The organism is Algoriphagus lutimaris (assembly GCF_017051705.1).
Lineage (GTDB): Bacteria > Bacteroidota > Bacteroidia > Cytophagales > Cyclobacteriaceae > Algoriphagus > Algoriphagus lutimaris.
In genome coordinates this window covers 1,542,180-1,556,731 of the sequence record NZ_JAFIDJ010000002.1, presented here as the reverse complement: position 1 = coordinate 1,556,731, position 14,552 = coordinate 1,542,180, and the positions used below count along the sequence as shown (strand labels likewise).

At 38.4% G+C, this 14,552-nt stretch carries 12 protein-coding genes; 1 reads left to right on the top strand and 11 read right to left on the bottom strand.

Annotated features, from left to right (window positions below; all coding sequences use genetic code 11):
- Window positions 1-359: 359 nt before the first annotated feature.
- From JYB62_RS17330 to rpmH, 5 genes are read right to left on the bottom strand one after another with little or no spacing between them, the layout of a single operon-like run.
- The gene (locus JYB62_RS17330; protein ID WP_205646611.1) at window positions 360-869 is read right to left on the bottom strand and encodes a DUF2480 family protein; all 510 of its coding nucleotides are present in this window, start codon (window positions 867-869) and stop codon (window positions 360-362) included.
- Entirely contained in the window at window positions 866-1,558 is a 693-nt protein-coding gene (gene tsaB, locus JYB62_RS17325) for a tRNA (adenosine(37)-N6)-threonylcarbamoyltransferase complex dimerization subunit type 1 TsaB (protein WP_205646610.1), read from the bottom strand. The genes JYB62_RS17330 and tsaB overlap by 4 nt, the downstream gene beginning before the upstream one ends.
- A 2-nt stretch (window positions 1,559-1,560) precedes the next feature.
- On the bottom strand, window positions 1,561-3,222 hold the full coding sequence (locus tag JYB62_RS17320) for a S41 family peptidase (RefSeq protein ID WP_205646609.1): 1,662 nt from the start codon (window positions 3,220-3,222) through the stop codon (window positions 1,561-1,563).
- Window positions 3,215-3,607, bottom strand: a complete 393-nt coding sequence (gene rnpA / locus JYB62_RS17315) for a ribonuclease P protein component (RefSeq protein ID WP_205646608.1) — start codon at window positions 3,605-3,607, stop codon at window positions 3,215-3,217. The genes JYB62_RS17320 and rnpA overlap by 8 nt, the downstream gene beginning before the upstream one ends.
- Window positions 3,608-3,655: 48 nt before the next feature.
- Window positions 3,656-3,814, bottom strand: coding sequence for a 50S ribosomal protein L34 (gene rpmH, locus JYB62_RS17310; RefSeq protein ID WP_074226946.1), 159 nt, complete (start codon window positions 3,812-3,814; stop codon window positions 3,656-3,658).
- 136 nt (window positions 3,815-3,950) lie between these two features.
- On the opposite strand from rpmH, the gene JYB62_RS17305 reads away from it, so the two are divergent.
- Complete coding sequence (locus tag JYB62_RS17305; protein WP_205646607.1) at window positions 3,951-5,591, top strand: M61 family metallopeptidase; 1,641 nt, start codon at window positions 3,951-3,953, stop codon at window positions 5,589-5,591.
- Between the two features lie 35 nt (window positions 5,592-5,626).
- Here JYB62_RS17305 and JYB62_RS17300 read toward each other — a convergent pair whose 3' ends face one another.
- From JYB62_RS17300 to rimO, 6 genes are all read right to left on the bottom strand, one after another.
- Window positions 5,627-7,672 (bottom strand): M16 family metallopeptidase, encoded by a 2,046-nt coding sequence (locus JYB62_RS17300; RefSeq protein ID WP_205646606.1) that lies wholly within the window; start codon window positions 7,670-7,672, stop codon window positions 5,627-5,629.
- Window positions 7,673-7,699: 27 nt separating this feature from the next.
- Window positions 7,700-9,028, bottom strand: a complete 1,329-nt coding sequence (locus tag JYB62_RS17295; RefSeq protein ID WP_205646605.1) for a M16 family metallopeptidase — start codon at window positions 9,026-9,028, stop codon at window positions 7,700-7,702.
- Window positions 9,029-9,250: 222 nt separating this feature from the next.
- A complete protein-coding gene (locus JYB62_RS17290) occupies window positions 9,251-10,246 on the bottom strand; it encodes an adenosine kinase (protein WP_205646604.1) in 996 nt (331 codons plus the stop codon).
- A gap of 99 nt (window positions 10,247-10,345) precedes the next feature.
- Window positions 10,346-11,509: a hypothetical protein gene (locus JYB62_RS17285; RefSeq protein WP_074226941.1), complete on the bottom strand. Its 1,164-nt coding sequence runs from the start codon at window positions 11,507-11,509 to the stop codon at window positions 10,346-10,348.
- Window positions 11,510-11,643: 134 nt separating this feature from the next.
- Window positions 11,644-12,900 (bottom strand): toxin-antitoxin system YwqK family antitoxin, encoded by a 1,257-nt coding sequence (locus JYB62_RS17280; RefSeq protein ID WP_205646603.1) that lies wholly within the window; start codon window positions 12,898-12,900, stop codon window positions 11,644-11,646.
- Between the two features lie 212 nt (window positions 12,901-13,112).
- On the bottom strand, window positions 13,113-14,426 hold the full coding sequence (gene rimO / locus JYB62_RS17275) for a 30S ribosomal protein S12 methylthiotransferase RimO (protein WP_205646602.1): 1,314 nt from the start codon (window positions 14,424-14,426) through the stop codon (window positions 13,113-13,115).
- Window positions 14,427-14,552 lie beyond the last annotated feature (126 nt).

Here is a 14,552-nt window from a genome sequence, read left to right as displayed (position 1 = left end):
AACCACATAAACCTTCCCTCGTCTTTCTCAGGTTATATTATTTTTTCGCCTTACATCACTTCAAAGAACTTGATGCCACTCATCTGTGGCCTCTGTCGATCTCTCAAAACTCACGTTTCAAGAACCAATTTTTTCCCTTCCTTGCTGAAGGGAGTGCAAAGGTAAGAAGCTTTTTTTAATCCGCAATAACCTCTTTGAAAAAATTTTTAAATTATTTTTCGCCTTTACTTTTTATTTCAATTTCCGTTGAGTCTTTTCTCAATTGGGAGTGCAAACATAGCGCCGTTTCCCTAAATTCACAAGCATTGAAGCCAAGAAAAATTCAAACTTTTTTAATATTTTTTGCAGTGAATTAAAAATCAGGACTTTGCTTTTTTGTAAAGTGGAACCGTACTACAAGGCTCTCCATACATAATGGTCTTTGCCCTGCTTTGAACCAAGGAAACAATCCTCCCATAAGCAAAAAGTGGAATTGGGAAATTGGAACACCCTTTTACAATTACCGGCTTATCCTGGAACATCTCTAGGTCCAGTTCTCCCAAACATTTTTCAGATATCATCACCTCCAAGGCATTCAAGTCTCCAACTGCATATCCTTTTGAAACTGGAGTCAGGTAAGTCGATACCAACATGTAGGCCCAATTTGGAACTATTGCATCCACCGAACAGAGTATAGCAACCCACTTATCCTGATACTTGGACCAATCCACCTCCTTCAGCGCAGCACGAAATTCTTTCTCTCTTAAAACTAATTCCTGATACAAAAAGGGCTTTAAGTCAAAAATCACACGCTCTTCCCGAGGATAGAACTCTTCCAAATCTAAAGACACTATCGCACTTTGCGCTACCCTGTTTACAATTTCACTCATGACATTAACAATGGGTTCTTTTTTGACTTCAATACTTTAAATTCCTTCAAATAGTTCGGGACAAAATATGCCAGATCTTCAAGCTCATTCTTTTGAAATTTTCCCCAAGCTATTTCCCCAACTTGTTTCGCCGAAATTCTATTCTCTAAAAAGACTGCATTAGGATGAGAAATTACCTCTTTGACCTTTGCAACTGCATCCCCAATAAAATATACCGGTACCTGGTCCAAGTACTTTTTAAAAGAAGATTCTTCAATCACTTCAGCGTCCAACTTTTCAATAGAATTCATCTCCGCGTCAAACACCTCCCGGTATACCTCCATCCTTCTAGCATCTAACATAGAAATCACAACTGCTGACGAATCTAAACCTTCCATGGCTCCTCTAGCCAAAGCTGCCAGGGTATTCACCCCTATTAAAGGTTTGTCCCATGCAAAACATAAACCTTTTGCAGTAGACACTCCAATTCTTAATCCCGTATACGATCCAGGTCCTTCCGAAACCCCCACTGCATTTACTTCTTCAAGTTTCACATGGCAAGTTTCTAATAACTCCTCTATCAAACCTATCAGCCGCTCAGAATGCGCTCCAGGCAAATCTACTTCTTTCAGTCCTTGTAACACACCATCCGCATGTAAAGCAACCGAACAAACAGGAGTCGACGTTTCTATGGATAGAATCAATGCCATAATTACTTCACGGAAGCAGTCAAGGTCTGCTGGTACTTATCAGGAATCGACAGGAAATTAACAGCCTCAGTTACCGCAGGATCATCATTCAAGCTCGCTTCAATCATTCCCTCTTGGAAATAATATCTAGATACAATCTCCTCCGTCAAAATCTTTCTGATTTCCTTTTGGTGATTGATTAAGTCCTGCTCTTTACTATGATGTACTTTCGTATTAATTGCTTCAATTTGAGCTTTAATCTCATCATAATAGGTTTCCTTCTCAGCCAATTCCATTAAGTCCTCAACCGATTTTTCTAGATAAGTCGTATAATCATACTCTTTACCATCCAACCACTTCACAAATTCCTCATATTCTTCATCAGATATTGAAAACTCTGAAGGGCTTGGAATCTCTGGATGAGCACGTGCATACTTCGTAGCAAAGTCAAATATGTGACTTCTTGCTACTAGGCTATATGAAATAGGAGCGTATTTTACTTTTTCAATTAATTCATCCGGCTCAATACCTGCACCGTCTAATACTACTCGTCCATTTTTGGTCTTAAATTCTTTTCTCAAAGAGTCAGGCACAGTAGTGATCTCTCCATTTTCTCTAGTTTGAGCATAATCAATTGCCTGAATACATCTTCCACTTGGAATATAATATTTAGCGGTAGTGATTTTCATTTGGGAATTATAAGAAAGCGGTATGGTGGTTTGCACTAAACCCTTTCCAAACGACTTCCTCCCAATCAATACTGCTCTATCATAATCCTGAAGAGCTCCTGCTACAATTTCTGAAGCAGAAGCAGAATTTTCATTAATTAACACTACCAATGGAATATCCTTATCCAAAGGAGTCTTATTGGTCTTATAGGTATAGTTTACATTTTCAAGCTTACCAATCGTCTTTACGATGTCCTTCCCTTTTGGAATAAATAAATTAACAATTTCTGCAGCCTCATTTACCAAACCTCCAGGATTGTCTCTCAAATCCAAAATCAAACGATCAACGCCTTGACCTTTCAAATCCAACAGTGCATTTCTTACCTCATTGGAAGCATTGGTAGTAAAATCAGATAATTTAATATATCCTGTCTGCTCATCTACCTTCCCATAAAAAGGCACATTCTTGATCACAATTTTTCTTCTAGTCAGATTAAAACCTAAAGTATCATCTCCTCTTTTAACTTGCACGAATACTTCTGTATTTGCAGGTCCTTTTAATAAGGACGAAACCTCGGAAGTAGGAATATCAGATACTGCTACAGTATCAACCTTCAACAATTGATCGGCAATTTTCATCCCTACAGACTGTGCAGGGAATCCCGTGTAAGGCATAATCACAATATTTCCTTCACCTCTATTACCGATCAAAGCACCAACTCCTCCATATTCACCAGTAGTCATCATTCTAAAATCATCGGATTCCTCTTCAGGGATATAAGTGGTATAAGGGTCCAACTCCTCCAGCATCGCGTTGATACCAATGGTCACTAACTCATCCGGATCAATTTCATCCACGTAATAAGAATCCAATTCCCGAACCATGGTAGCGAAAATATCTATGTTCTTTGCGATCGCAAACAACTTATCGTTCTTGGTTTTAAATGCAAAAAATCCCGAAAGGATAATTGCGCCTAGCAAGAATACGAGTAATGATTTTTTAAGCGTTTTATTCATGTCCTGAATGGTTAGCGTTTAGCTCTTTGACTAATCTGTGAAGTATTAGGATGGTTTTAGCTTGGATATCGTGGAATCCCATATCCTTTGGACCTACATATATCAATCCTAAAATTAATGCTTTATTATCTAAAGTCGAAAGCAGGTGTTTATTCAGCCTATAGGCTTCTTTCATTCTTCTTTTGATGAAATTCCTATCTACGGCCTTCTTGATTTTCTTCTTGGAAACGGAGAAAAGTACCTTTGGGGTTCCATGTCCCCCCTGCTTTTTAACAAAAAATTGGACTTTAAATGGAAATAAAAAAAAAGAGGAACCTTCGTTAAAAAGTTCCTTGATTTCTTTTTCGGCATAAAGCCGTTCGCTTTTTGGAAGTTTATAATTCATCACAAGGAGTAAAACCGTATGTGAACATACGAAAACTACCTCAAAGAATTACTTCTTCAATGTCTTTTCAGATGACACAGATAACTTGTGTCTTCCTTTTGCTCTTCTGGCTTTCAATACTCTTCTACCGTTAGCAGAAGACATTCTTTCTCTAAAGCCGTGCTTGTTTTTTCTTTTTCTGCGAGAAGGCTGGAATGTTCTTTTCATGATCGAATATCTTTATCTATTTGCTTCCTGAATATCCTCTCTGAGGAATAGGTCTCAAAAAGGACTGCAAAGATAAGTAGCATTTTTTGAAATACAAACCTACCCTATACATTTGTTAGACTCTAACTCGGTAATTATGTGCAAATATACAATAAGTTGTCCCAATCCAGCCTCTCAATTTTTATTAATTCAACTTGAAATTAAAGTCCAAACCAAACAAACTATTGAGCTTCAACTGCCCGCATGGCGCGCAGGGCGCTATCAATTGGCAAATTATGCGCAATACATTCGAAGTTTTCAAATCAAAAACCAGAATCAAGAAAACATTCCATTTCAAAAACTGAGTAAAGATTGCTGGACTTTTCAATCAGAAAAAAATCATACCTACCTCGTGGAGTATGAGTTTTTCTGCGCAAGAATGGATGCCGGTGGTGCTTGGGTGGATGAAGAACAAGTATATTTCAATTTCATAAACTGTTGTTTTGAAGTAAAAAGCCTGGTACAAAATCCCATTGAACTAGAAGTAAACCTACCCTCTTTTCAGAAAATCGTATGTACCATACCTAAAAACCAAGAGGGAAAATGGATCGCTGAAAATTTCCAAATACTAGTAGATTCTACCCTATTGGCATCGAATAGTGTTCAACATTGGTCTTATGATAGTACAGAATCAAAATTTAATATTTGGATTCAAGGAGCTATTCATTTTGACATCAAGGCTTTCTTGGACAAATTTCAAAAATTCACAGATACCCAAATCAGGGATTTTGGTGAATTCCCCGAATCAGAATACCATTTTATTTTTCAATTACTTCCTTATAAACATTATCATGGGGTAGAACACCAAAAAGGGACCGTCATTACTTTGGGCCCTGCAACCGATCTTGCAGACAACCTGAAAATGGAAGACCTTTTAGGAGTAAGCTCTCATGAGCTCTACCATGCTTGGAACGTGTGCAGAATCCGACCGGAAGAACTATTACCTTATAACTTTTCGAAGGAAACTTACACCCGGGCAGGTTGGCTCTTAGAAGGAGTTACCACCTATATGGGAGATTTATACCTTTTGAAATCAGGAGTATATTCTCTGGAGGTATTTTTGAAACAGATTGAAAGCACCTTACAAAGAGAAGTCAACAACTTTGGCTGGAAGAATCAAAACATCCTTCAGTCTAGTTTTGATCTGTGGCTGGATGGCTATCAACCAGGGATACCAGATCGAAAAGTAAACATCTATACATACGGTAGCTTGATCTGTTTTTGTCTGGATTTGCTACTGATCGAAGAGGGAAGCAGTTTTCCTAAAGTCATGAAATTGGCTTGGCAACAATTCGGAAAACCAAGAAAAGGATATAGTCAATCTGAATTTTGGAACCTTATTCTTGGTCAAACTTCAAATCCAGAAGTTTTCCAAACCTTCTATGACCGTTATATCTCAGGAAAGGAGGATATACTAACATACTTCTCAGAAAAAATAAGCTGTTTAGGAATATACTATGTCCAAAGACCAAATCCAGACCACTTGGCCGGAAAACTAGGTATTATTACTAGTGATAAAAAAATCCTCAAAATTCATCCGGAGTCTCCAGCTTATGACAAACTGATGATCGGAGATCAAATTTCATTTGAACATTCAGAATCTCAAATTCCAGTCAAAGCTGAGCGCTTGAACGGAAATCAATATGAATTCACATTTGAAACTTCAGCGAGTTATTTTCCTCAAATCAATTTAGCTATAGCCGAGGAAACTGATATCAGAAAAAAATGGATGAGCTAAAAAAAGGGGCCGATTTGATTCGGCCCCTATGTTAATTAAAAGTCTGCTTCTGTCAGTGTAGGATTAATTTCCAAGGTTTCAATCTTAGCCTCCAAAGGCACTGGAAGCATAGGAGATTTCATTGTCCAGGACATTGGTACCAACACTCCATTCTTTTCTTGGTAATCGGAATAGAAAGTATCTCCCGCTTTTTCGTTCTCATTTTTGATTTTTAAACCAGATTCTACTGAATAATAATTGATCACTTTGGCTCCAGATGGATTTGATATGATCACTTTATATGCTGGAGTACCTTCCACATCCTTCACACCATCCAATTGTGTAGCATATCCCATTGCAGCATAATGTAATTCAGGAATGAAAAAAGCATTCATCTTCGCTTCCTCATACTGTTCATCTGTCATTTCTATCGTTTGACCTTGAGCGGAAATAGATCCCTTTCCATTCACCATGGTGGAACTTTGCATAACATTTCCCATTACCATGGTTTTTTGACCAAATCTCATATTGGCATCATCAAAAGTCATCGCTATCTGAACTGGATTCCCCATTACATCTGCAGCCATCACTAATTTTGCTGCTTTGATTTGGGAAACTGCTTCATCTCCCCCAATAGCCGAAATATAGTTTTCTAACACTTTTTCGGCAGTCATGCTTGCGTCAGCCATTTCAATTTCTTTGGCTGGATCTCCCATGTTATCATACATCCTTACTTCTCCAAATTGAGTAAGCTTGTCTTTGATCTCAGAGCCATTCCCCACTGCTGTGATATACATTTTATCAGGCTGGATTAAATCCGCTGCTGCTTTATTGATATCCTCCACCGTGTAGGAATTCATTTTTTGAAGGTAGGTTGCATAGTAATCCTTAGGAAGATTATAACGCTCTGTGTTTAATGCAAAATTGGCAATCGTTGAAGGACTTTCCAATGAGCGTCCAAAGGAACCTGCCAAGTTAGACTTCGCTTTTTCCAATTCCTCTTCTGTTACCCCACTTTTTACCAACCTATCCAATTCATAAATAAATTGTACCACAGCGGAGTCCGTTACCTCTGTCCTTACAGCAGCATTCGCAGAAATCTCCCCGATCAATTTATCTGAGGAAATAGAGGAATAAGCACCATATGTATAGCCTTTATCTTCTCTTAGGTTCATAAATAGTCTAGAGGAAGATCCGCCTCCCAAAATCTGGTTTACCAGTCTACTGGAAATGTAATTCTCATCTCCGATTTTCAATTCCACAGGCTGTACAATATTGATATTGGTTTGTACAGACGAACTTCTATCCACTAACCCTACCACATTTTCTTCAAGCCTTTCAGGGGTCTTATAGGTGAATTTTGGGACATCTCCTGGTTCCCATTTTGCAAAAAACTCATTCACAACTTTTTCAGCTTCAGCCTTATCCATATCCCCTACAATTGCCAAATAGGCAATATTGGGCTTGAAGAAAGTTTCATAGTATTTCTTAATATCCTCAACAGTAATATTATTGATGGTTTCTTCAGTAGTCACTTCACCGTATGGGTGATCTTTACCATATACCATAGCATTGACCAACCTTGAAGAAATAGCACCAGGATCATCTTTGCTGGTTGCCAAGGCGGTAATGGATTGCTTTTTTAATTTATCCAGTTCTTCTTGTGGGAAAACCGGATTATAAAGCACATCGGCCATTAATTCCAAAATTTTAGTCTGATGCTTTTTCAAGGAAGAAGCAAAAATAGAAGTAGAGCCTGCTGACAAACTCCCGCCAATAAAGTCTACTTCCTCATCCAACTGGTCTTTGGTTCTGCTGGTAGTACCTCCTGTCATCATTTCTCCTACAAAACCTGTAAGTCCGGCCTTGTCCCCTTCCAATAAAGGATCCCTTTCTAATACCAGTGTAAATGCTACTCGAGGAAGTTTATCGTTTTTAACGACAAAGACTTTTAGCCCATTATCCAAGGTGAAGGTTTCTGCCTCACCGATTTTAATCTCTGGAGCAGGACCTGATTTAGGAAATTGGCTTCTATCAAGCTGAGCAAAACTCACCACAGCTATCATAAAACTTAATACAAAAGATATTGCTATTTTTTTCATGTCAATTGGAGTAATTAGGTGAAACAATTATTGAGCAGGCTGTTGGGCCTTAGGCAAGTAATACAAAACTACTCTCCCCTTCAGGTCCAGATACTCCTTCGCCACACGTTGGATGTCTTCTTTCGTCACCTTACTGTAAGCATCCATCACTTTGTTGATGTAATTAGCATCTCCATAAATCGCGTGTGCTTCGGCGAGATTTTCCGCAATACCCGCCATGGAAGAGTTACTACTTACAATATTGTTTTCCATGATATTTTTCAACTTAGTGAAATCCTGGTCACTCAATCCCTCTTCTTGAACCTGTAAAATCAATTTATCGATTTCGGACTCTAGGTCTTTAGGCTCCACTCCCATATTCGCAATGCTATACATGATGAAAATTCCACCATCTTCCAATTCCAATGGAATTGCAGCTACCACCAAAGCTTTTTGCTGCTTATCCACCAACTCTTTGGTCATCAGAGAAGAGGCTCCTCCAGTCAAATAGGTAGATAGCATGGATAATGCATAGGAATCTTCATCTGTTTTGGGAGGAAGATTATATGCTTGGATTACCGCTGGAATCTGGATATTGTCATAAATCACATCGCGGATTTCCTCCGTCTTCTTAGGCTCATTTACATTGGGCCTATAAATATCTTTCTTTCCCATAGGGATTTCAGAGAAATATTTTCTTACCCAATCCTCAGTCTGTTTGTAATCAATATCCCCTGCAATGGTTAATGTGGCATTATTAGGGACATAAAAATCTTTGTAAAACTGTTGGAATTCCTCGATGGAAGCAGCATTCAAATGCTCCATAGATCCAATTGGAGCCCATTGGTAAGGGTGCTTTGAATAGGCTCTTTTTAATGTCTCAGGGAGGATTGTACCATACGGCTGGTTTTCATATCGCTGACGTCTTTCTTCTTTGACGACTTCACGCTGAGTCTCTACCCCTGTCTCATCGACTTTTGAATGAAGCATTCGCTCACTTTCCATGTATAAAGCGAGTTCCAGTTCATTAGAAGGTAAAGATTCATAGTAATAGGTGATATCATTGGAAGTATAGGCATTCAACGTTCCCCCTCTACCTTGTATAATGTTCATATATTGGCCACGCTCTATATTTTCAGATCCCTCAAACATGAGGTGTTCAAAGAAGTGAGCAAAGCCTGTTCGTTCCGGGTTTTCATTTTTGGATCCTACATGATATAAAACAGAGGTCACCACAATAGGTGTACTTTGATCCTGATGCATGATTACATGTAATCCATTATCTAAATCAAATTCTTTGAATTCAATTTTGTTTTGGGCAAAAGCAGGAATACTTAGAATTCCTGTCAATATGCCTAAAGCGGTAAATTTTCTCATTGTAAAAAGATGGGGTTATTAAATTCTGTGTATTGATTCAATCGAGTTTTAATTGAAAAGGTTTAAATGTTCAAATACGAACACTAAAGTGGATATTTTCTTGTCAGGGCATCCTAATTTAAAACATTCTACTAAAAAATAAGATATAGGTGAATTCCTGAAATATCTGGTGTTAAAGAATAATAAAAAAACCGGGTTAAAAACATAACCCGGTTAGTAATATCAAGGATTCAAACGATTCAGAATATCCTTTGCTTGATGCCATTCCAACCTTGGTCCAAATTGGCTTACAATTTTAGAGCTGGCCATAGATGCTAATTTACCTGAAGAGGCATAGCTATGCCCATTGGTGATTCCATACATAAATGCTCCTGCAAACATATCTCCGGCTCCATTTGTATCTACTGCTGTAGTTTCGTAGGGTTCAATATCAATGAAGGTATCTCCATCATAAATCATGGCCCCATTTTTTCCTTGGGTAATCACAAAGTGTTTTGCCACTTTTTTCAATTCTTCTCTGGCCTCCAAAAGATTATCCTTATTCGTGAAAATCATTGCTTCTTCTTCATTGGTAAAAAGCATATCTACACTCGCACCAATTACCTCTGTCATAGGCTCTTTAAAGTACTTGACCATAGCAGGGTCAGAAAAAGTTACCGCCACCTTCACTCCATTTTCCTCAGCAATTTTCTTCGCATGTTTCATGGCTTGCTTTCCGTTTTCGGAAGTGATCAAATAGCCTTCAATGTATAGGTATTTAGAATCTTTAATTGCCGATTCATTCACATCCTCAGTCGAATAAGTTTGGGTAATTCCCAAAAAGGTATTCATCGTACGCTCCGCGTCTTCCGTAACCATTACCAAACATTTACCGGTGATCCCTTCTACTAGATTGCTTTCATTGAGGTTATGGTCCACCCCCGCATTTTTCATATCATTCATATAAAAATGCCCAAACTCATCATTGGCAACTTTACATGAATAATAACTTTTCCCGCCAAATTGACTAATAGCGATGACCGTATTACCGGCAGACCCTCCACATTGTTTTTTTGCTTGTTGGGTGTCAATTACCTGCATGAGTTCATTTTGCCTATCCTCATCCACTAAGGTCATCAATCCTTTTTCCACCCCATTGGCTTCAAAAAATTGGTCGGTTACCTTAAACTCAATATCTACTAAGGCATTTCCTATGCCCGTCACGTCGTATTTCTTCATTATTATAGTTGGAAAGTTTTTTTCTGAATTTTCAAAGTTTGATGAGCTTCGACAAGCTAAACTCACTAGTTGCTTTTCATTTTTGATTCCCAAAGGCAATCAATCAAATATCTTATGTCGTTCGAACGGCTTTGTTCTATCAAACAAATATCGATAAGTATGATGTGTTTTATAGATTTCAGCTAACAACTGCTCACAAACACGCATCATCTTAGGGTTGAAATCACCTATCCAATTCATCTCAATAGTCTTATAAGGGAAGGAAGGCTGATTACTCATTTTATCATAAGCAATGATCATCGCGCTTTCTACACCTTTACCTTGATGTTCTGGAACTACTCCAAACACCAAACCCAGCATTTTATTGGGTGGAGAGAAGGTTTTGTACCAAAGGAATTTTAATTTCCCCAATAAATCCATTTTCCCGTTCACATGTTTAAAAATCTGGTTGATTTCAGGAATTTGGATAAACATCGATACCGGCTCTCCTTTGTAAAATCCAAAATAGATCAACTTTGGATCTAAAATGGGCTTCATTTTAGAGAACATCAGTTGAGTTTCTTTTAAGGCCAGTGTCTTGCCCATATGCCGAGCCCATGCCTTATTATACACTGTGTTAAAGTATTCCGGGGCCTTTTCCTGTAGCTCCTTCCCCTTGATGTATCGAAATTCATAATCAGGATCAGCAATGATCTGGTTGGCCCTTTTGATCATTTTATCATCAAAACCAAGATTCTGTACAGGCCTCATATAGGTGTATTGCTTGAAATAAATCTGAAAACCATAATTCTCAAAGAATTCCTGATAATAGCCAAAGTTCCATGGCATATTATAGTTTGGTTCAGAAAATCCATCGACTAATAGTCCCCACCATTTATCTCGTTCCCCAAAATTGATCGGACCATCCATGGCTTCCATTCCCTCACTTTCCAACCAGGCTTTTGCCGTGTCAAAAAGTAAAAATGCAGCCTCTTGGTTTTGAATACATTCAAAGAATCCCAAACCGCCTGTGGGCTGTTTTTCTTTCATCTTTGGATTGATGAAAGCCGCTACCCTCCCTATAGTTTGTCCTTTTTCATCCTCCAAAAGCCATCTTTTGGCTTTAGCACCTTTCCTAAAAAGTTTGTTTGTTTCAGGATGAAAAAGTCCTTCAATATCAGCATCCAATGGTCTGATCCAGTTTTTCTCGTCCTTGTAAAGCCTTACGGCCATTTGGATAAATTCCTTTTGCTGGGCCGGAGTGGTTACTTCGATTAACTTCATTTGGGGGATTTTAGGCTGCTAAAATAGGCAGATCACTTGAAAGGGCAAAAACCCCCACCTCTCTATAAATAAATCCCCTGATCCACCATCCCTCAAAACCGGAAGTAAAAGATTTAAAGGGTGAATAATCACTATCAATAAACAGTTCTCAAGGGAGCAAATGGCGAGAACTTGCTATAGGCCGTCCCCAAAGCATCATTACCGTTTCTTAGGAGTGAATGATTGGTTCGAAGAGCCTCGGCTGTATTAGTACCAGTTACAAATTTTGATTCTGGTTTATATACTATTTGATCAATGATTTCACCTTCAAAACTGTAGAAGTTCCAAGTTCCTATTCGTTCTGATGATTCGATTCTACCTGAGGAGGAAAGTCTATCTGAACCAGGGAAATAGAAGCTCCACCTTCCATTTATTTCTCCTTTCGACACTTTTCCTTTCGCTTTAATAAAGCCTTGATCATCATAAAAAATAAGTTGCCCGTTCCCCTTTTTGACCAAATATTCATTTTTAAGCCCTGCTCCTTGCTGGAGTGCTATTACAGAAATAAGCTTTCCTCCTTTATAATTTTCAACTTGCACTTGGTCTCCTGCGGTATCGCTCACTAACCACCTTCCTTCTTTCAGGCCTTTTTCATAATTCCCCTTCCTGTAATATCCTATCATAACCTCTAATTGCTCAATCCATTCCCCTTTTCGAACCCCTTCTTCAAGATTTCCACGGAATTCAATATTTTTATCAGGATCAAAGGATACCCATTCCCCCACTGGAATCCCATCTTGAAACATTCCTTTTTCCTTTAGTTCTCCATCTTGAAAAAAAGATTGAAACACCCCCTCTTTAATTCCTTCCGAGAAAGAAATCTTCGACTCTATCCTCCCATCTGAATCATAATAAACTGCTTCGCCATCAGCCAATCCTCCTACATAGAAAATAGATGATTTCATTTGACCAGTTTCATAATACTCATGCCATTCCCCTATCTTTTTTCCTTTTTCCAATCGCCCGGCATATTCCAGTTCTCCATTTTCATAAAATTCCTTGAACTCCTTTGTTAACACTCCGTTTTCAAATAAGCCAAGGGTTTTAATTGCTCCGCTAGGATAGTTCTCCTGAAAAATTCCATCAGGAATATCATTCGTGAAATTGATTACATAGAGGGGCATCTCCTGATTGAAATATTTTTTGAAGACATCAGGATCCGCTTGGTTAAAATTAGAATCATCAGATAAAACTGGATTGGTTTTGGAATAAACTTTCCATTCTCCTGATTTTTTCCCCTCTACGAGATTACCGGTTCCAATGAGATTATCATTCCCGAAATAAAAATATGCTTGCTCCTCTCGAGCCTGAAATAAGAAACTCAAAAGGATGGAAAGAACTATGTTTAACATGGGGGTAAGGTTTTAAAAAGATTTAAATTAAAAAACTCTTTTCAGCATTTAAAATACCTAAATATTAATAGGTTACGACATTCCCCAAAAAAAGATTTCACTTTCTATTTCCATTTAACTCAAAAAGGAAGACTTTCTAAAGGTTAAAAAAAACTACTTTTCAATCCTTTAATTAAAAAAAAAATCCCGCTTCTAAAGAAGCGGGACTCTGTCTATTCGACTACATCTCCATACAAATCAAACTCTGTCGCCTCGTTGATTTTCACATGGACAAAATCTCCCACTCGGCAATAATGTTTCGACGCATCGATCAGTACTTCATTATCCACTTCTACTGAATCATATTCCGTACGGCCTACGAAGTGACCACCTTCCTTTTTATCTATTAAAACTTTGAAAGTCTTGCCTACTTTATCCTGGTTCAATTCAAAAGATATCTGCTCCTGAATTTCCATCAGGTGGTTTGCCCGCTCTTGTTTCACTTCCTGCGGAATATTATCCTCCATAGAGAATGCATGGGTGTTTTCTTCATGAGAATAGGTAAAGACGCCTAAGCGTTCAAATTTCATTCGTTCCACAAAATCCACCATTTCTTGGTATTCTTTCTCCCCCTCTCCTGGATGTCCTGCAATTAGAGTAGTTCGAATCGCAATATCTGGAAGAATATCACGAATACTATGAATCAAATCCTCTTGCTTCTGTCGAGTGGTACCTCGGCGCATGGCTTTCAGCACATCTGTAGAGCCATGCTGAAGCGGAATATCCAAGTAATTACAAATATTATCACGCTCCTTCATCACCTCGATTACATCCATTGGGAATCCAGTTGGATAAGCATAATGTAAACGGATCCAGTCAATGCCATTGACATCAGAAAGCCTACGCATCAATTCTGCCAGATTTCTCTTTTTATACAGATCCAAGCCATAATATGTTGAATCCTGGGCTATCAGTAGTAATTCCTTTGTGCCTCCAGTCGCTTTGTGCTCCGCCTCCTTCACTAATTCCTCAATCGGTCTGGAAATATGGCCTCCACGCATCAATGGAATCGCGCAAAAAGAACAAGGTCTATCACAGCCTTCAGAAATCTTCATGTAGGCATAATGAGACGAATGAGTCAACAATCTCTCTCCTACCAATTCATGCTTGTAATCTGCTTTGAACTTCTTCAATATAGCTGGCAGATCACGGGTGCCAAAAAATGCATCTACTTGAGGAATCTCTTTCTCCAAATCATCTTTGTAGCGTTGAGAAAGACATCCGGTCACATATACTTTATCCACTAGGCCTTGCTCTTTGGCATCGACATACTGCAAAATCGTATCAATAGATTCCTGTTTTGCATTGTCTATAAACCCACAAGTGTTAATGATGACAATGTTATTATCATCGGCATTGGATTCATGACTTGCATTGATCCCATTCCCTTTGAGTTGAGTTAATAGCACTTCCGAATCCACCAGATTCTTGGAGCAACCCATGGTGATGATATTTACTTTGTCTTTCTTAAGAGTTCTAGCTTTCACAGATTTCCTTCTTTTTTGAAGCTGCAAAGGTAGACAAAAAAGTAGCTCCGTACTTTTTTGAATTAAAATTTAAGAATTTGAACTATCAATTGGGCTTCTGGTTGAAGCACTTAAGTCGAAAGAAGC